Source organism: Staphylococcus sp. OJ82, assembly GCF_000294465.1.
In the GTDB taxonomy this organism is placed as follows: Bacteria; Bacillota; Bacilli; order Staphylococcales; family Staphylococcaceae; genus Staphylococcus; species Staphylococcus equorum.
Genome location: NZ_ALPU01000003.1, coordinates 394,525 through 411,896, shown reverse-complemented (window position 1 = coordinate 411,896; position 17,372 = coordinate 394,525). Strand labels below are relative to the sequence as shown.

Below are 17,372 nucleotides of genomic sequence, written 5' to 3'. Positions count from 1 at the left end.
AGGCAAATAATTATAGATTTATATAAATTAGATCTATCTACGTAAAACAAAAAACTGTCAACAAAGTCTGAACTCTGTCGACAGCTAAATATTATTTATTTCTAGATAAAGAAATTCAAGATAAATGTCCAAATACATATGAAGACGAGCATCGCAATACTATAGCGTAATGTCATTTTCAACAATTGAGATTCTTTACCAACTTGTTGTACAGATGCAGTTGCGATTGCAATAGATTGTGGAGATATAAGTTTCGCTGCTACACCACCAACAGTATTGGCAGAAACGAGTAACGCGCCACTTGCTCCTATATTATTTGCAACAGCTGCTTGAATCGGCGCAAACAACGTATTATTATTTGTCACTGATCCAGTTAAAAAGACACCAATCCAACCTAAAATTGGAGATAGTAATGGGAATATAGCGCCTGTTTTTGCAATACCTTCACCAATTACATTACTTAATCCTGCATACGTCATAAGTTTTGAAATTACTAAGATAAAACATATTGTGATAATTGGTAACCAAAGTTCTTTAAATGAAAGTTTAAATAGTCGACCACCATCAGCAAAACCAACACGTTTAGACATTAAAATAGTAATAATTATTACTAAAAGAATGGCTGTACCTGTTTGACCAATTATGTTTAATGGAAGACTAATTGCTTTATTTGCAATCTCACTATAAGTGCCCGGCAATGTGATGTTAAAGACGAACGCTTCTAATGCGCCACCTGGCTCAAACAGTGCTTTGAAATTTGGTGCACTCCATATCATTACAAATACTGTTAAAATGAAAAACGGGCTCCATGCATAAACAATTTCTTTTGCTTTATGTTGGTCAATTTCTTGTGGTTTTTCTTCTTTATTAATTCTAAAGATATGTTTTGGTTGGAATTTTTTAGAAAATAAAGCTAATGCTAACATTGCACCTAATGGTGGAATAATATCTGCTAATTCAGGTCCAACAAATAATGTAATTACAGCCTGTAATACTGTATAAGTAATACTTACAATTAAGATGGCTGGCAACGTTTCTTTAATACCTTTGAAACCATCAATAATCCATATTAATAGGAATGGTACTGCCATATTCATAATAAATAAAGTGAGCGTAGACATTTGCGATACTGCCATACCTGTAATATCTTCTGGTAATCCTAAAGTGTTAATTACAGTGATAGGTAAACCAATCGCACCAAACGCCCCTGCTGTAGCATTTGCAATTAAACATAACATCGCTGCTTGTAATGGAGCGAAACCAAGTTGAGTAAGTAAAAGAGCACATATTGCAATTGGCACACCAAAACCTGCAGCGCCTTCTAAGAATCCATTAAACGCAAAACCAATAAGTAATAATTGGATACGTTGGTCTTGTGAAATACTAGATATACTATCTTGGATAGTTTGGAACTGCCCTGTTTCAGTTGTAACTTTATATAATAATACTGCCATGATAACAATATAACCAATAGGTATGATACCTTGGAAAAATCCTTCGACAACTGCACCAGAAGCAATACTTACTGGTAGTTTAAAACACAATATTGCAATGATTAATGTAACGACTACAGTAGTAATTGACGCATATATCCCTTTCATTCTAAATACAGTTAAGCATAACAAGAATAAAATAATAGGAATCGCTGCAATGATAGATGAGACTAATACATTGTTAAAGGGGTTAAAAGTTTCTACAAACATTTGCTTCACTACTTCTTTCTATTTAAATTTATATTGAGATAGTTCGTTATTGTGATTTTTTTCACAATGAAATTATAACATTTTCTGTATTAAATACAATATACTTTTTAAAACTTTCCTTATTTTTTCTAGGGTAACACGAAGTTTAAAATTTTAAAACCTGCTCTGCAAGGGATTCATTTATCTCAAGTGCACTCCGTGGTAAAATAGTAACAATAATGATTAAGTAGAGGGATATTAATGATAAAACAAATTGAATTAGTTGAGTGGCAACATTTAGAAACTCAACTAAAAAAAGCAACACTAGAAGATTATACACATTTTGTTGTAATTAACAACAGTATAAAAATACACCCAAATATGATTGAGGCAGTTAATTTGAAGCCTTGCACGATTGTATCTGACTATACTGTTAACCAACAATACATAAATGATTGTCGTTATTTTGGTAAATTAGAGATTACATTTAATGACTGGGTAGAAAATATTAATCACTATCCAAACATCATTTTCCATATAGAAACAACGCAGCGTATTTTAGATGAATTTAATATACAAAATTTATTTGACTTAGCCTTAATATCACTACTGCAAGATGATGTTGTTACTGACAGTCATGTCATTTTTGATTTCAGTCAGTCATTTACTACAAGTAGCAAGATATGGAAGGATATACACCAACTGACACCATTGAATACGACAAAATTTAATTTAAATAAATTGGCATATGAACATAAACATGGGCTTCCATTTAAAATGAATGAAACATTGGCGCCTGAACAAATGCGTTTTACTGATAAATGGTTGAATGCTACAGGTTTCAAAATGCCCCATTGGTTTTTCAATATTGTGCAACGCCAGTCAGTTAAAAAGCATCGAGAGAAAAGCTATATATATGAAAAAAACCCGTCAAAAGTTAAAAATCATATTGTATTCTTAGGCTTTGATTATGGTTTTAGAGGTAACTCTCGTTACTTGTTCAATCATTTTGCTAAACATTTTTCAAAATTACCAATATATTTTATAACCGATGATGTCAATGGTCCAAACTTCATCAAGCCAGATGATCCAAAAGCAAAAGATCTTATAGAAAGCGCATGTGTAGTGATATTAGAAAGTAATATTCCTGATACACTAAAACCTAATGGAACTATTATTCAACTTTGGCACGGTACACCTATTAAAAAACTGTTTTTAGATAGTAATGAACCATCACAAAATCTAAATATTTACAATTACCGAGCACGTAAATATAATAAATGGTTACAGCAAGATTATTTTGTGTGCGATAGTGAATCCATTATTGAATATTTCAAATCTGCTTTTCCACAACAACAAACACATATTTTAAACTGTGGTTATCCTAGAATCAGATATTTGCTAGATAAACAAACGGATCACCATTATATTTCTTTTATTAAACGAGAATTGAAGTTAGACCCTGAAAAAGAAACTTTACTTTATGCGCCAACATGGAAATCTCACCAAGATGATTCAGATCTATTACCTATTAGTGACGGATTACTCAATAAATATAATGTTATATTTAAAGGACATATTGAAGATCAAGCTTCTTATATTCCTGAAAATGCAATTCTTGCACCGCCACATATAGAAGTTCAAGACTTATTATTAGTTTCAGACATTGTACTCACAGACTATTCTTCTATTATTTTTGATGCATTAACAATTAATAAAACTGTTTGTCAGTACACACCAAATCACGCTAAATATATTGCTGAACGTGGGGTCTATGATGAAGTTATGCATTCATTAGCTACTGTTAGATATAGTGATGCTAAGGCTTTGTTAAATGATTTAATTAGTCATCAAATGACAGAGATTCATTCCAATCCCTTTATCAATAAAGATAATCATGCTTTTGAAACACTGTCTCATATTATTAAAAAGTGTAATAAAACATATAACTAATATAGAAATATCGTTAATCATATAATAAAAAGGCTAGGAAATCTCATTACAGTAATGAGAGCTCCTAGCCTTTTTTTGTGTGTATGATTACTACTTCAATTGATTATTGATGATAAGCTGGATCTACAACTCGTACAGTTCCTTGTTGATCTACTGTAGCAATTGCGTATGTTCCTGGTTCAGCTTGATTTTGGAAACTAAAGATATAACTATAATTACCTTCGCTTCCTTCAATGGCATAATCATTATAAGGATTAGATTGACCATTAATTGAGTTAACTTCTGCCATTGCATTATTTAATGAGTTTTGGAAGTTAGGTAAATTCTGTAATGCGGCTTGATTATCAACAGTTCCTGACGAAATATTTTGTGAAACTGGAACCGCATTTTGTCCTTGGTACGGTGGTACATATTCTGATGTCCCTGAATTTGCTGTACCATTGTTTGTATTCGCATTGTTTGATGCATCATTGTTTGCATTCGCATTACCATTTGCTCCGTTTGCATTTGCACTATCTGCAGAACCATTAGCGTTACTACCACTGTTAGTTGCATTGCTATTAGAATTTGCATCACTTGAACTATTAGCACTATCGCCACTATTAGAACTGTTAGCGCCATTACTATCATTTGAATTTGAATCATTGCTATCTGAAGCATTTCCACTGTCGCTTGATGAACTATTACTATCTGAGTCACTATTACTGTTGCTATCAGAACTATCATCATCGCTTGAATTGCTGTCACCAGATTTACTATCTGAATCTTTGTCAGAGCTATCATTGCTCTTCTTGTCATCATTCTTAGAATCTTTTGATTGGTCGTCGCTAGATTTTTTGTCATCTGAACTATCGTCTTTGTTATTACTTTCGTCATCGCCACCATTTGAACAAGCAGCTAAAGCTAAAGATAGTGTCAACGCCCCTGCTAATAATTTTTTCATATAGAAAACCTCCTTATGTTTTAATACTCATAACTTAATAGTTTAGCCATATGTATTAATTTGCCAATAAGTTAGATGAGAATTAGTATGTTATTCACTATAAATTTAAAAATAAACATCTTTTGTCAAAATTCTTTTGAAAGAAAATATAAATTTAATGAGAACTAAAAACTTCAAAACTTTAATTTACATTATTATCAGCTTAATAAATTAACTTAATTTACGATATTTAAATTGTTACTTAATTATTCCATTAATTTATTTGATCCAATTCATGCTATTTATAAATATTTCTCCATAATTAAATCCGTATCGATAATAGAACCTGTATAAAATTGATGTTCTCCAGTCACTGCAAGCCCTTGTTTTTGATAAAATCGATAAGCTTGCGTATTATGCAACCATACACCTAACCAAAGCTTTGATTTGTTCAGATCTTTTGCTTTAGCCACTGCAAAATCAAAGACACTTTTACCTTTACCACTACCTTGCGCTTGAGGTAAAAAATAAATACGTTGTAGTTCAAGATATTCATTACCCATAGCTTCCGTTTGAGCGTCATTAATATTCAATTTAAAATAGCCAATAACTTTATTATTCTCTTTATAAAAGTAAGTGAATGAATTTTTATTTAGTAACTCTTTTTTTAGTTGTTCGACAGCATATGCTTCATTAAAGTAATGTTTGAAATCTTCATCAGAATATTCTCCCTCCTCAAATGTTGTTCTAAACGTTGTCATACACAAATCTCTCAACATGTTAACTTCAGATTGTTTAACATGTTCAATACAGTGGGTCATGATTCCACCTCTATTTCTATTAATATTTGTTATTTATTATACTAAAATAAGGATAATTTTACTATAAATTTTTCATAATTCTGCCATTTTCGAAAGAGTATATTTACAATAATTCTCATCTTGTAACAAAACCAAAAGTTTTTACTTTGAAGCGCTTACTTCTAAAACCTTATGTCTAGCCTTATTGTGTAATTTGCAATTACGTGATAAAGTTGATTCTAGTTTTTTAATTGTGCATAAATATATACATAAGGGAGTGCCCTAAGGCAATGACTGAATCATTTAAAGCTTTTGTGGTCGACGAACAGGACGGCAAAGTAACAAATCAATTTAAAGATATAACTATAGATGACCTTCCAGAAGGTGAAGTGCTGATTAAGGTTAAGTACTCAGGTATCAATTATAAAGATGCATTAGCAACGGTTGAAAATTCAAAAGTTGTTAATACTTATCCAATGGTTCCAGGTATTGATTTAGCAGGTGTAATAGAACATTCTGATACGCATGCATTCGAACCTGGCGAAGAAGTAATCGTAACAGGTTACGATTTAGGGAGCAGTCATTATGGTGGATTTAGTGAATATGCTCGTGTCAAAGAAGAATGGATCGTGCCATTACCTAAAGATTTAACACTGGAAGAGGCTATGATTTACGGAACAGCTGGTTATACAGCAGGATTAGCAATAGAGAAATTAGAGCGTAACGGACTTTCAGTTGAAAAAGATGACGTACTTGTACGTGGTGCTACAGGTGGTGTTGGAACACTTGCTGTTATGATGTTAGATTCTATTGGCTTTGATGTTGTAGCGAGCACAGGTAAATCAGATGTTGAAGAAAAACTTAAATCACTCGGTGCAAAAGAAGTTATACCTCGTATTAGCGAAACTGATAATAAACTCCTTGGCAAACGTACTTGGCAAGGAGCAATTGATCCTGTAGGTGGCGAAAGCTTATCTCAGATTATCAAACAAATAGATTATAATGGAAGTATCGCAGTAATCGGTATGACTGGTGGTCATAAATTTGATAGTTCAGTATTTCCTTTCATATTAAGAGGTACTAGTATTATAGGTATTGATTCAGTTTATACTGAAATGAAACAACGTAAACATATTTGGCGTCGATTAGCTAGAGACTTAAAACCAGATCATTTACACGAAATTAAACAAGTAATCAAATTTAGCAATATCGAAGATAGTATTAAAAAAGTCCTTGAACATAACAATTCTGGCCGTATCGTAATCGATTTCGAAGCATAGTAAAACAACAATTCCTTACCCCTACTTCAATTCATATTTTGAAGTAGGGGTTTTTGCATTTTAAATATAAATTCATTTTTATTCACATATAGAAAATATTCCGTTTGATATAAACACATATGAATTAATAAAAATCTTATACTTTAATATTTACAACCAATATATGAAAGCGTATACTTATATCTATCGAATTAAATCAGGAGGGTTTGGGAATGAAAATAAATAAGAAACTCATCTTTTTCCTTGGTGCCTTAGGTGGATTACTCTACGGTTATGACATGGGAGTCATATCTGGTGCTTTATTATTTATAAAAGATGATATTCCTTTAAATAGTTTTACAGAAGGTTTAGTCGTTTCATCTATGCTTGTTGGGGCAATTGTTGGTTCGGGAGCGAGTGGACCAATGTCCGACAGACTTGGACGTAGACGTGTTGTGTTTATCATAGCAATCATTTACATTGTCGGAGCATTAATACTAGCATTAGCACCATCAATGCAAATCTTAGTGCTTGGTCGTCTAGTTATTGGTTTAGCCGTTGGTGGTTCTACCGCAATCGTTCCAGTATACTTATCTGAAATGGCACCAACAGAACAACGTGGATCATTAAGTTCATTAAACCAATTAATGATTACAATTGGTATTTTATCATCATATTTAATCAACTACGCTTTCACACCAATTGAAGGCTGGAGATGGATGTTAGGTCTTGCTATTGTACCTTCTATCATCTTGCTTATCGGTGTAGCATTTATGCCTGAAAGTCCAAGATGGTTACTTGAACATCGAAGCGAAAAAGCTGCTCGAGACGTTATGAAATTAACATTTAAACATAACGAAATAGATAAAGAAATTGCTGATATGAAAGAAATCAACAAGGTTTCAGACAGCACTTGGAATGTCTTAAAATCAGCTTGGTTAAGACCTACTCTGTTAATTGGTTGTGTGTTTGCCTTACTGCAACAAATCATAGGTATTAACGCGATTATTTACTATGCACCTACTATTTTTAGTAAAGCTGGATTAGGAGATGCTACTTCTATTTTAGGTACAGTCGGCATCGGTGCAGTGAACGTGGTAGTTACAATTGTCGCTATTAATATTATTGATAAAATTGACCGTAAACGTCTATTAATTATCGGTAATATCGGTATGGTTGCTTCATTATTAATCATGGCTATCTTAATATGGTCAATGGGAATTCAATCATCAGCTTGGATTATTGTTGCTTGTTTAACTCTATTTATTATATTCTTTGGTTTCACTTGGGGACCAGTACTATGGGTTATGTTACCAGAATTATTCCCAATGCGTGCACGTGGTGCAGCAACGGGTCTGGCAGCATTAGTATTGTCAATTGGTAGTTTATTAGTTGCACAATTCTTCCCACTCTTGACTGAAGTATTACCAGTAGAACAAGTATTCTTAATATTCGCAGCTGTTGGTATTGTAGCTTTAATCTTTGTTATTAAATACTTACCAGAAACTCGTGGACGTAGCTTAGAAGAAATTGAAGCGGAATTACGTACTAGAACAAATGCAAACGAAGCAAATATAAATGAAACAAAATAATTTCATTATATAAAAACGCTGACATCAGTTTCACCTCATAGCTGACGACAAAATCTTACGATTTTGTCGTCAGCTTTTTTGTTCGCGTTTTCTGTGTGCACAACTTCATCCTGTATCGGTTATTGCTTTATTAGCTAGTCAGGAGTAGGAGCAAATCACTACCATTTTTCAAATAAAAAATTATTCATCATATTAAGGCAAAAGAAATAAATATATTAAAAATTAGTGAATAAATGACTCTTTTCATAGAAAAACACTTTCGTTGAATACATATTAAAATGTATTCAATGAAAGTGTTTTTATGTTATTAGCTGAGCCAACTTTATTATATTTTAATATTTTCGATACATCCCTGCCGAATGCGGTTCTGTCGTTATAAAACCGTATTGTGCATATAGCTGATCTGCTGGATAGTCAGCAATTAAACTGACATATGTGCCTTGTTCAGCTTCAGCAGAAATGTACGCCATAATATTTGTCATAATCAACTTGCCATAGCCTTGCCCTTGATAATTAGGATTAACAGCTATATCAATAATTTGAAACGCTGTCCCACCATCGCCAATCACCCTCCCCATGCCAATAAGCAATTGATTATCATAAATTGATACATCAAAACAAGCATTAGCTAAACCTTTTGCTGCTGCTTTTTGTGATTTCTCACTCAATCCTGCTATTTTGCGTAAATTTCGATACTCTGAAACTGCTGGGGCTTTGTGCTTTATTTCTATCATTTACGAACAACTCCTAAAAAAAGACTATGTAACATTTACCATATCACATAGCTTCTTAGCTTACTTTTGTTTTATAGATATTTTTTCATAACCACTTTATTTGATTCTTTAAACACATCATTGTGACTAGATACATAACCCTCAGGTGTGGCTTTAGGCTCGACATATAATTTAGCTAAGTTTGCGGCATTAGCTGCATCACTAAATGCACTAGCAATAAGATGTGCTTTTGCCTCGTGATAGATAATATCACCACATGCATACAGCCCTTCAATACTCGTAGATGTATTGCCAAAACCTTTAATACTATATTCGTTAAACATATCAACTTGAGTTGAAGATTCTTCTAGTAATGTGTTTTCATGATCAAAGCCATGACTAATAATTACTTCATCAAATGTTTTAGCAATTTGTTCTTTCGTTTCTGTATTTTCTAAAATAACCTGTTCAATTTTAGTTTGTGTAGAATCACCAATAAGTTGATGAATATGTGTGTTAGGTAATTTTTCAACTTCTAATTTATCCAACACATCTTTCATTGCCTCATAACCTTTAATATCTGCTTTACGATAAATTAGTGTGACACTTTTGGCATAACCACTTAAATCATTTGCCCAATCTAATGCAGAATTCCCAGCGCCTGAAATCAATACGTTTTTATTTTTAAACTTTTTCAATGATTGTACTACATAATGTAAATTCGTTAGTTTATAGCGCTCTGCATCTTTGATATCTAATTGCTTAGGATTAATAATACCACCGCCTATTGCAATGATGACAGATTTGGCGTCATAAATATTATGCTTATCCGTTTCAATTTCAAAATGTTGTTCCGCTATTTTTCTAATGTCTAAGACACGTTCTTCCAAATTGACTTCAGGATTAAAATGTAAACCTTGTGTAACCGTATCTTTAATTACTTCGCCACATGGTTTAGGCGCTAAACCGCCAATGTCCCATATAATTTTTTCAGGGTAAACATGCATTTTCCCACCAAGTTTATCTTGTATATCAATAATTCTAACACTCATACCTCGTAAACCCGCATAGAAACTTGCGTACAATCCTGCTGGTCCACCACCAATAATTATAACGTCATTCATAATGAATCCTCCCAAAATCTATCTTTTCTCTTGATACTATTATGCTTGAAATGATAATGATTATCAATGGAAACGCTGTTATTTCTAGTACATTTTACATTAATTTGTATACTTAAAATGGATATAACGATACGGTCATTTTTCTTAGATTATACTTTATTAACGAAGTTTCTCATCTAGAAAATAAAGGAGTGGAACCACCCCGGCAAAGCTGATTAGAAATGACGTATAAAAGCTGAAGTGCTTTTTCAATTCAGTCAGCCACTGCTAATATAATGAAAGAATCTGGGACATGTACTTATCTCCCAGATTCTTTTTAAATTTATGATCATACTTAATGTAGCATTACAATTTATTTTTCATTTTTAGGATCTTTGATAATTGCACCTTTTAACAAGAAGAATAATAAAATAAATCCTGCTGTTAAAATTGTATGTCCGATACCAGCAAATCCTGCAAATGATTCTGGTACTGTTTTACCTATGACTTGATATGTCCCTTTAGTAAACATCATCCCTATTGTTGTTAATACACCTAGGTTAAATATAATGTAGAACCAATTAAATAGATAATAACTACTTAAATTAAAGACTTTTGTTACAGGTAATAAAATAAGATGCATAAACATACCTAATATCAACGTATGTGTGTGTACAACTACAAGTTGTGTTTCACCAGTAAAATCATACGCTAACGTTAATTCACGATAATAAAACCCACTTAGTAAACCTAAGATTGTATAGACTAAAAAAGCATACAATATTCTGCGCATCGAGACTCCTCCTTATAGCTATTATAGGATATTTTTTAAAAAATTACAGTGACAATTCAACAAACTTACTCATTAAAAAGACAAGTCATATTTTTAAGATGACTCGTCTTTTTATTTATTTTATTAAATAACTTTATACACCTATTTTATTTAGCTGTCTTTTTAAAGATTGCTACTAACGACAAAATGATGGCAACAATAGATACAATCCATAGTGCTATTGGGCCATTATTAGATTGACTGCTTCCAGCAGTATCTTCGTTCCCCTTAGCTACTTTAGTAATAGGTGCAGGTTTTTCTGCATCTTCCTCTCCTGTCCATTTAACAGTTTCACCATCATCGTATGTTTGATAAGCATCCCATTTAAATTCGCCTTCTTTTTCAGGATTCGCCACTTGGATTGGTAAATCGATGAATTCATTTGGGCCAATGCCTTTATCTTTTGCCGTCCAAGTAATTTTCGTAATATTACCATCATCATCTTTAGTTAATTTATGATCAAATTGATCATTAGGTTCAACACCAACTACTGTAAGTTCTTTCGGTACTTTTAATTCAATTTTAGTCGTATTTGCATCTTTTTCGACTGGAACTCTGACATCATACTTTTCATATGAACCCGGTTCACTCGTATCTGGATTTAGCGTTACGTGAGCATCTGCACTTTTAGAAAAGCCCACTACAATGATACATGCGACGATTGCTGCCATAATTTGTTTAAACATAATTTTTATCTCCCTTTATCCTGGAATATTGATTTGACTCATAATTACACCAACTAATATCAATATAATTCCCATAATTAATTCAATATACAATGTTACTTTATTTGCGCGATGTTGTTTTCCTAACGCTCGTGTCGTTTGATAAAATCCTAGTGTCATCATGATGAGCGTTAATACCACTTTAACGATGAGCAATGCACTCCATGTTTGTATATTAGTCCAAATAGCTAATATATTTGTTTGGTCTATAGACATCAATACGCCAGAAATTATAATAAGTGCTACTGCAATCGTATTTAATTTCAATAAAAATGCTCTGATAGCATGGCTACTCTGATTTGATTTCGCACGTATGACAAGGAGTAAATAAATCAATGCACCTAACCAAAGTGACATCCCGCCTATATGTACTGTTCTAATTAAAATCGACCAAATAGGCACGCTTTGAGACCATGCGTGTCCAGACATACTCAATGTGATTAGCATTAACATTGTTATGAATACATACCAACTCTGTGACATGTGTTTCAATGTAAATAGCCCTAACAATACTATAATGGCCACCATCGTTAAGACAAATGGCACTTGTATTAGCGCTGCTGTTTGTAATGATAATACATCAGAAACAACATCTGAAGAAAGTGTCATCATATAAACTAAAGCAGTCATTACTGATAGCATCATAAGCATCCATACAATAGGTTTAATATATTGATTAGACTGAAATGTTAATAACCCTTTTCTACTTGCCAATTGATTTACTAGAAATAGGCCTGATAATGTAATAATGAGTCCTTCAGTTATAAAGCGTAATGCTCCAAACCAAAAATCTGCTTTTTCATAAAATGGTGGTGTCGTATCAATTCCATTAGCAGTTTCTTTACCAATTGAAAATTCAAACGTATCGCTTATCTCGTGACCATCTGCTGACATTGTTTGCCATTTTACATTATGTGTTCCTTTTTCTAACTCATCCACAGGAAATGATAATGTCTGTGAAGAACCCGTTGTACTCGGTTTCACTTCAGCAATTTCACTTCCAGTATCATCAAAAATTTGCATACTCGAATATTGTGCGTGTACTGGTTCATTAAATTGTAGTTCAATTTCTCCTGGTTGTTCATTTACAACGCTGTTCGCGTTTGGCGTTGCTTTTTCAAGTGTAGCATGTGCTGACACTTGTTGCGTTAATGCCATAAACACTATGATTATAGTGATGAAAAATATAGACATCGTCGCTTTAGGAAATCTTATAGACAGTTGCACGACAAATCCCCCTACTTATGTCTTGTACTTCTCATCATATTAAATTCAAAGTTTATTCACAATATTAATTATTAATTGTCATTTTTCAGACATATCATTTACATTAATTATTTTAATTCATGTTATATACTTGCAATCAATTTATTACATGTTATTGATTTGTACAATGCTATCTTTTAAAGTATGATGCTTTTATTTTTACAAAATAAATATCACTCATTTCCTCTCTAAACAATAAAAAGCTCATTCCCAAATTGTTGTGATTGGGAATGAGCTTTTTTAATATATGAATTGATTTCAAATTATATTTTAGTTGTTTTCATTATTTTCAACTTGGTCTATTTTATCCACTTTACGCTGTGAACCGCCTTCCCAAGTTACATTGAGATAAGCTTCAACATTCTTTTTAGCGACTTCTATGCCAACAATTTGAGCGCCCATTGTCAAAATTTGTGCGTTATTACTTAATTGTGCACGTTCTGCAGAGTAATAATCATGTGCAAGCGCTGCACGAATGCCTTTGAGTTTATTAGCGGTGATTGCTACGCCAATCCCCGTACCACAAATTAAGATGCCTCTTTCGTTTTGTCCTTGTTGAATGCTTTTACCTACTTCAGCAGCTACATCTGGATAGTCAGTTTCTGCACATTGATGACAACCAAAATCTTCTACCTCATGTCCTAATTGTTCGACATGAACTTTAACCGCTTCTTTTAATTCATAACCATTATGGTCTGCACCAATTGCTATTTTCATACTAATTCCTCCTTATAGATTTAGCTACAGTAATTAAATAAATGATTTAAAAGTTTCTAACATAAGATATGAAGATGTCGCGCCTGGATCAACATGTCCTTGGGCACGATAACCTAGTCTTTTAGAACGTCCTTTATTAGAAATAATCTCTTTCGTGCTATCCATTCCAGACTTCGCTTTCACCAGTGCTTTATTAAAAGCGTCCCCAAATGATTCATCCTTATCTAGTGACGTTTCTAAAGATTTATAAAACGGGTCAAGCGTATCTATCATTGTCTTATCTCCGATTTCAGCTTTACCTCTATCTTTAATACCTTTACTAAAAGCAATCCAAAATTGATATAATGCTACATCATCTAATTCAATTTTGTTTTTTACTGCAACAGCCGCCTTAAGATAACCAGAAGCATAGAGTGGACCCACTGAAGAACCAACTGCATCTAAAAAGCTTTTACCGACTGCAACGCTAATTTTTGCGATATCATTTTGTGTTTGCAATTCATTATTTATCGTTTTTTGTACAGCTTGATAACCAATATTCATCGTTACACCATGGTCACCATCACCAATTTTTCTATCCAATTCACAAAGGATATCTTGTTGTTCTTCAAATAAAGTTGTTAACGCTAAGATATATTGTTTAAATGATTGACTCGTCAACGCCATAACTACTTCCTCCTACACTTCTTTAAAGTTTGGGCAATCTACTGGATGGTCCATACAAGTTTTCAACGTTTCATCTAATTTCATTAAGCTCACCGAAAAGCCGCCCATTTCCATTGAAGTTATAAAATTACCTACATAAGATTTATATGTTTTAATGTTTTGTTCTTTTAAAATTTCATCTACCTCTTTATTTATGATGTACAGTTCCATTTGAGAGGTTGCACCTAAGCCATTAACCAATACAATCACTTCATCATCGGCGTTGTATAGTCCTTCTTTTAAAATATTTTGCATAATCACATGAACTGTTTCTTTTGCTGTGCGAATTGTTGTTTTTTCAATACCAGGCTCACCATGATGGCCTAAACCAATTTCCATTTCATTCGCTTCTAAATCAAAACTTGGTTTTCCAGTTTGAGGTAAGTAGCACGGGCTTAAACCAATACCCATTGAACGGGTATAACCATTAGCTAATTGGGCAATACGTCTTACCTCTTCTAAATCATAACCAAAATCAGCTGCTGCGCCTGCTGCCTTATACACTAGCAACTCTCCAGCTATCCCTCTACGATCATCAATATCTTTTGAAGACGCAACATCATCATTACCTATGACCACTGCAGTTTTGATATCATCTTCAATTTCAGTCATTTCACTAGCCATTTCAAAGTTCATCAAATCTCCAGCATAATTACCATAAATGTATAACATACCGTGACCTTCACTTATTTCTTTAGTTACAGCTTGTATTGGAATAGGAGATGGAGAAGCAAATATATTACCGACAGCAACACCGTCTGCCATGCCTCTCCCTACATAACCTAGGAACGCTGGTTCATGTCCTGAACCACCACCTATTAATACACTTACTTTTCGATTAGTATTGCGTTTTTTTCCAATTAACGCCCTTTGGTGAAGTTTTGAACGTTTAATATAGTCAGGGTAGGCAATCACATAACCAGTCATTAACTCTTCAATGACATTATCGGGGTTATTAATCATCTTTTTCATTTCAATTCTCTCCTTTTTACGATGCTCTATATTTGAACTTGGCTGTTAAGGTACCAGAACAATTTTTAATGATTGATCACCTTTTTTCATTAGTTCAAAACCTTCCTCAAAATCTTTAAGTGCTAATTGATGCGTCACAACGCCGTCTGTTGGAAAATCTCCTTTTGCTATACCATCAATAACAAGCGGATAACAATAAGGTCCTAAATGGCTACCCATCAAGTCTAATTCTTTACGGTCTGATATAATACTCCAATCCACTGTAACGGGATCAGCAAATACTGAAAATTCTACAAAACGGCCTAATTTTCTGATTGCACTCAAACCTTGCTCTACTGATTTAGGATGACCGGTCGCTTCGATGTAAGTATCACAACCATACCCTTCAGTCAGTGCTTTGATTTCTTCGACGACATCTACTTTTGATGGATTCATAACAATATCAGCGCCGAATTTTTTCGCTAATTCTAAACGATCATCTTTCATATCTAGCACTACTAACGTTTCAGCACCTGATTTTTTAGCAGCGCCCACCATGCCAAGTCCTAAAGTTCCTGCACCAGATAACACAACGAAATCACCGAGTTTAACATTCGCACGTTGTACAGCGTGTAGACTACATGCGTAAGGTTCAATTAAAATCGCTTTTTCAATCGGCATATCTTCTGGCACTTTATAATTAATTGCTTCTTTCGTAAATTTCATATATTCTGCCATACCGCCGTTTACATTGTTTTGGAAGCCATATAAATCATGTTTTTCACACATCCAATACTGACCATGATTACAAAATCTACAATCCCAACAAGGTACAATTTGTTCAGAAATTACACGATCATCAATTTCAAAATCTGTAACTTCATCTCCTTTTTCTACAATGCGTGCGATAAATTCATGTCCAGGTATCATCGGTGCCTTGATATATGACGGCTGTGTTTCATCACCCCAAAAGCTAGGTGCCCCATCATATGCTTTGATATCGCCTGCGCAAATGCCGCAAGCTTCTACTTTAACGACAATTTCCTTAGGATTATCAATTGTTGGCGTATCTACAGTTTCATATTTATATTCTCCAGGTGCATAAGCTACAACAGCATTCATTTTTTCCGGATAATTTTTCTTTGTCATTATTAACAGCTCCTCCACTTTTTTAGAAAGCGTTTTCATTTACAATTACAATTCTAATATATATTTTCGTTTCTTTCAAATATTTTTTCGTTTCTTTTCGTTTTGATCTGTTTTTATTTGCTTGTGTACGATTTATGTTAAAATAGTTAATGATACGAAGGAGGATATGATTCATATGAAAATGTACGCGGATGAACGAAGAGAGCATATATATACTTATATAAAATCACATAAACGTGCGACTGTTAAACAGCTTTCAGATTATTTAAATGTGACAGAAGCAACTGTTAGGAGTGATCTTAGACGTTTAGAAGGTGAAAACAAAGTCACTCGAACACACGGTGGTGCAAAAGTAACTGAAAATATGACATCTAAATTAAACTTTTCTTATCGTCTGACACAAAAGCATAGTGAAAAGTATAAAATTAGTAAATATGCATTAAAAAAGATTGAACCACAACAGTGCATTATGATTGATGCAAGCTCTACAACATATGAATTAGCAAAATTATTAGCAGAAACTACGATGGAACTTACAATTATTACAAACGGTTTAGAAAATGCGGTACTTTTAAAAGAGAACCCACATTTAACTGTTCTAGTAGTTGGAGGATTTGTTTCGCAAGACTCAAATGCTATTACTGGTAATATAGATTCACAAATATTAGAAATGTATCATATTGATTATTTCTTTTTATCCGCAAATGGCTTTACACTTGATAATGGATTAACAGACTTCTCACTACCTGAAGTTCAATTAAAAAAACAAATGGTGCGAGAAAGTGAAAATGTAATTGCACTTATTGATAAAAGTAAATTCGATATTTCTTCTACACTTTCCTTTGCAAAAATCAGTGATATCACCGAAGTTATAACAGATGAACCACCAACTCAAAAATGGACACATGACGTCCCTTTCACGCTCACAATTGCACACTAAATAAAAAAGGAACAATGATGAAAACTGTTATTTTAAAAGTTAAATATGACTTTTAAAATATCA

Annotated in this window: 16 protein-coding genes; 4 read left to right on the top strand and 12 right to left on the bottom strand. The window is 33.2% G+C overall.

The window, feature by feature from the left end:
- Window positions 1-101: 101 nt before the first annotated feature.
- Complete coding sequence (locus SOJ_RS04170; RefSeq protein WP_002506841.1) at window positions 102-1,703, bottom strand: L-lactate permease; 1,602 nt, start codon at window positions 1,701-1,703, stop codon at window positions 102-104.
- A 240-nt stretch (window positions 1,704-1,943) separates the two neighbouring features.
- On the opposite strand from SOJ_RS04170, the gene SOJ_RS04165 reads away from it, so the two are divergent.
- Window positions 1,944-3,635, top strand: a complete 1,692-nt coding sequence (locus SOJ_RS04165) for a CDP-glycerol glycerophosphotransferase family protein (protein ID WP_002506840.1) — start codon at window positions 1,944-1,946, stop codon at window positions 3,633-3,635.
- Window positions 3,636-3,738: 103 nt separating this feature from the next.
- Here SOJ_RS04165 and SOJ_RS04160 read toward each other — a convergent pair whose 3' ends face one another.
- Window positions 3,739-4,578 (bottom strand): hypothetical protein, encoded by an 840-nt coding sequence (locus tag SOJ_RS04160; RefSeq protein ID WP_002506839.1) that lies wholly within the window; start codon window positions 4,576-4,578, stop codon window positions 3,739-3,741.
- Between the two features lie 281 nt (window positions 4,579-4,859).
- The gene (locus tag SOJ_RS04155) at window positions 4,860-5,378 is read right to left on the bottom strand and encodes a GNAT family N-acetyltransferase (RefSeq protein WP_002506838.1); all 519 of its coding nucleotides are present in this window, start codon (window positions 5,376-5,378) and stop codon (window positions 4,860-4,862) included.
- 269 nt (window positions 5,379-5,647) lie between these two features.
- On the opposite strand from SOJ_RS04155, the gene SOJ_RS04150 reads away from it, so the two are divergent.
- Together SOJ_RS04150 and SOJ_RS04145 are read left to right on the top strand one after the other, a co-directional pair.
- Window positions 5,648-6,637 carry an acrylyl-CoA reductase family protein gene (locus SOJ_RS04150; protein WP_002506837.1) on the top strand — a complete coding sequence of 330 codons (990 nt, stop codon included), beginning with the start codon at window positions 5,648-5,650 and terminating at the stop codon, window positions 6,635-6,637.
- Window positions 6,638-6,849: 212 nt separating this feature from the next.
- Window positions 6,850-8,208, top strand: coding sequence for a sugar porter family MFS transporter (locus tag SOJ_RS04145; protein ID WP_002506836.1), 1,359 nt, complete (start codon window positions 6,850-6,852; stop codon window positions 8,206-8,208).
- A 332-nt stretch (window positions 8,209-8,540) separates the two neighbouring features.
- Here the strand turns inward: SOJ_RS04145 and SOJ_RS04140 are convergent, their stop codons facing one another.
- From SOJ_RS04140 to SOJ_RS04100, 9 genes are all read right to left on the bottom strand, one after another.
- Window positions 8,541-8,942: a GNAT family N-acetyltransferase gene (locus tag SOJ_RS04140; protein WP_002506835.1), complete on the bottom strand. Its 402-nt coding sequence runs from the start codon at window positions 8,940-8,942 to the stop codon at window positions 8,541-8,543.
- A gap of 71 nt (window positions 8,943-9,013) precedes the next feature.
- Window positions 9,014-10,045 carry an NAD(P)/FAD-dependent oxidoreductase gene (locus SOJ_RS04135; protein ID WP_002506834.1) on the bottom strand — a complete coding sequence of 344 codons (1,032 nt, stop codon included), beginning with the start codon at window positions 10,043-10,045 and terminating at the stop codon, window positions 9,014-9,016.
- Between the two features lie 352 nt (window positions 10,046-10,397).
- Window positions 10,398-10,817 (bottom strand): DUF2871 domain-containing protein, encoded by a 420-nt coding sequence (locus SOJ_RS04130; RefSeq protein WP_002506833.1) that lies wholly within the window; start codon window positions 10,815-10,817, stop codon window positions 10,398-10,400.
- Window positions 10,818-10,963: 146 nt separating this feature from the next.
- Window positions 10,964-11,542 carry a YcnI family copper-binding membrane protein gene (locus tag SOJ_RS04125; RefSeq protein WP_002506832.1) on the bottom strand — a complete coding sequence of 193 codons (579 nt, stop codon included), beginning with the start codon at window positions 11,540-11,542 and terminating at the stop codon, window positions 10,964-10,966.
- Window positions 11,543-11,557: 15 nt separating this feature from the next.
- On the bottom strand, window positions 11,558-12,808 hold the full coding sequence (locus tag SOJ_RS04120) for a copper resistance CopC/CopD family protein (RefSeq protein WP_002506831.1): 1,251 nt from the start codon (window positions 12,806-12,808) through the stop codon (window positions 11,558-11,560).
- A gap of 309 nt (window positions 12,809-13,117) precedes the next feature.
- Window positions 13,118-13,564, bottom strand: a complete 447-nt coding sequence (rpiB, locus tag SOJ_RS04115) for a ribose 5-phosphate isomerase B (protein ID WP_002506830.1) — start codon at window positions 13,562-13,564, stop codon at window positions 13,118-13,120.
- A 33-nt stretch (window positions 13,565-13,597) separates the two neighbouring features.
- Complete coding sequence (gene dhaL / locus SOJ_RS04110) at window positions 13,598-14,230, bottom strand: dihydroxyacetone kinase subunit DhaL (RefSeq protein WP_002506829.1); 633 nt, start codon at window positions 14,228-14,230, stop codon at window positions 13,598-13,600.
- Window positions 14,231-14,242: 12 nt separating this feature from the next.
- Window positions 14,243-15,241, bottom strand: a complete 999-nt coding sequence (locus tag SOJ_RS04105) for a dihydroxyacetone kinase subunit DhaK (RefSeq protein ID WP_002506828.1) — start codon at window positions 15,239-15,241, stop codon at window positions 14,243-14,245.
- A gap of 45 nt (window positions 15,242-15,286) precedes the next feature.
- A complete protein-coding gene (locus SOJ_RS04100; RefSeq protein ID WP_002506827.1) occupies window positions 15,287-16,369 on the bottom strand; it encodes an erythritol/L-threitol dehydrogenase in 1,083 nt (360 codons plus the stop codon).
- Window positions 16,370-16,544: 175 nt separating this feature from the next.
- Here SOJ_RS04100 and SOJ_RS04095 point away from each other — a divergent pair, with 175 nt between their 5' ends.
- A complete protein-coding gene (locus SOJ_RS04095; protein WP_002506826.1) occupies window positions 16,545-17,309 on the top strand; it encodes a DeoR/GlpR family DNA-binding transcription regulator in 765 nt (254 codons plus the stop codon).
- Window positions 17,310-17,372 lie beyond the last annotated feature (63 nt).

Excerpts from the sequence above, each read along its gene's own strand:
- SOJ_RS04105 (WP_002506828.1), bottom strand. The coding sequence starts at position 15,241 with ATGAAAAAGATGATTAATAACCCCGATAATGTCATTGAAGAGTTAATG.
- SOJ_RS04095 (WP_002506826.1), top strand. The coding sequence starts at position 16,545 with ATGAAAATGTACGCGGATGAACGAAGAGAGCATATATATACTTATATA.
- SOJ_RS04165 (WP_002506840.1), top strand. The coding sequence starts at position 1,944 with ATGATAAAACAAATTGAATTAGTTGAGTGGCAACATTTAGAAACTCAA.
- SOJ_RS04140 (WP_002506835.1), bottom strand. The coding sequence starts at position 8,942 with ATGATAGAAATAAAGCACAAAGCCCCAGCAGTTTCAGAGTATCGAAAT.
- SOJ_RS04100 (WP_002506827.1), bottom strand. The coding sequence starts at position 16,369 with ATGACAAAGAAAAATTATCCGGAAAAAATGAATGCTGTTGTAGCTTAT.
- SOJ_RS04150 (WP_002506837.1), top strand. The coding sequence starts at position 5,648 with ATGACTGAATCATTTAAAGCTTTTGTGGTCGACGAACAGGACGGCAAA.
- rpiB (WP_002506830.1), bottom strand. The coding sequence starts at position 13,564 with ATGAAAATAGCAATTGGTGCAGACCATAATGGTTATGAATTAAAAGAA.
- SOJ_RS04160 (WP_002506839.1), bottom strand. The coding sequence starts at position 4,578 with ATGAAAAAATTATTAGCAGGGGCGTTGACACTATCTTTAGCTTTAGCT.
- dhaL (WP_002506829.1), bottom strand. The coding sequence starts at position 14,230 with ATGGCGTTGACGAGTCAATCATTTAAACAATATATCTTAGCGTTAACA.
- SOJ_RS04130 (WP_002506833.1), bottom strand. The coding sequence starts at position 10,817 with ATGCGCAGAATATTGTATGCTTTTTTAGTCTATACAATCTTAGGTTTA.
- SOJ_RS04155 (WP_002506838.1), bottom strand. The coding sequence starts at position 5,378 with ATGACCCACTGTATTGAACATGTTAAACAATCTGAAGTTAACATGTTG.
- SOJ_RS04170 (WP_002506841.1), bottom strand. The coding sequence starts at position 1,703 with ATGTTTGTAGAAACTTTTAACCCCTTTAACAATGTATTAGTCTCATCT.
- SOJ_RS04145 (WP_002506836.1), top strand. The coding sequence starts at position 6,850 with ATGAAAATAAATAAGAAACTCATCTTTTTCCTTGGTGCCTTAGGTGGA.
- SOJ_RS04135 (WP_002506834.1), bottom strand. The coding sequence starts at position 10,045 with ATGAATGACGTTATAATTATTGGTGGTGGACCAGCAGGATTGTACGCA.
- SOJ_RS04125 (WP_002506832.1), bottom strand. The coding sequence starts at position 11,542 with ATGTTTAAACAAATTATGGCAGCAATCGTCGCATGTATCATTGTAGTG.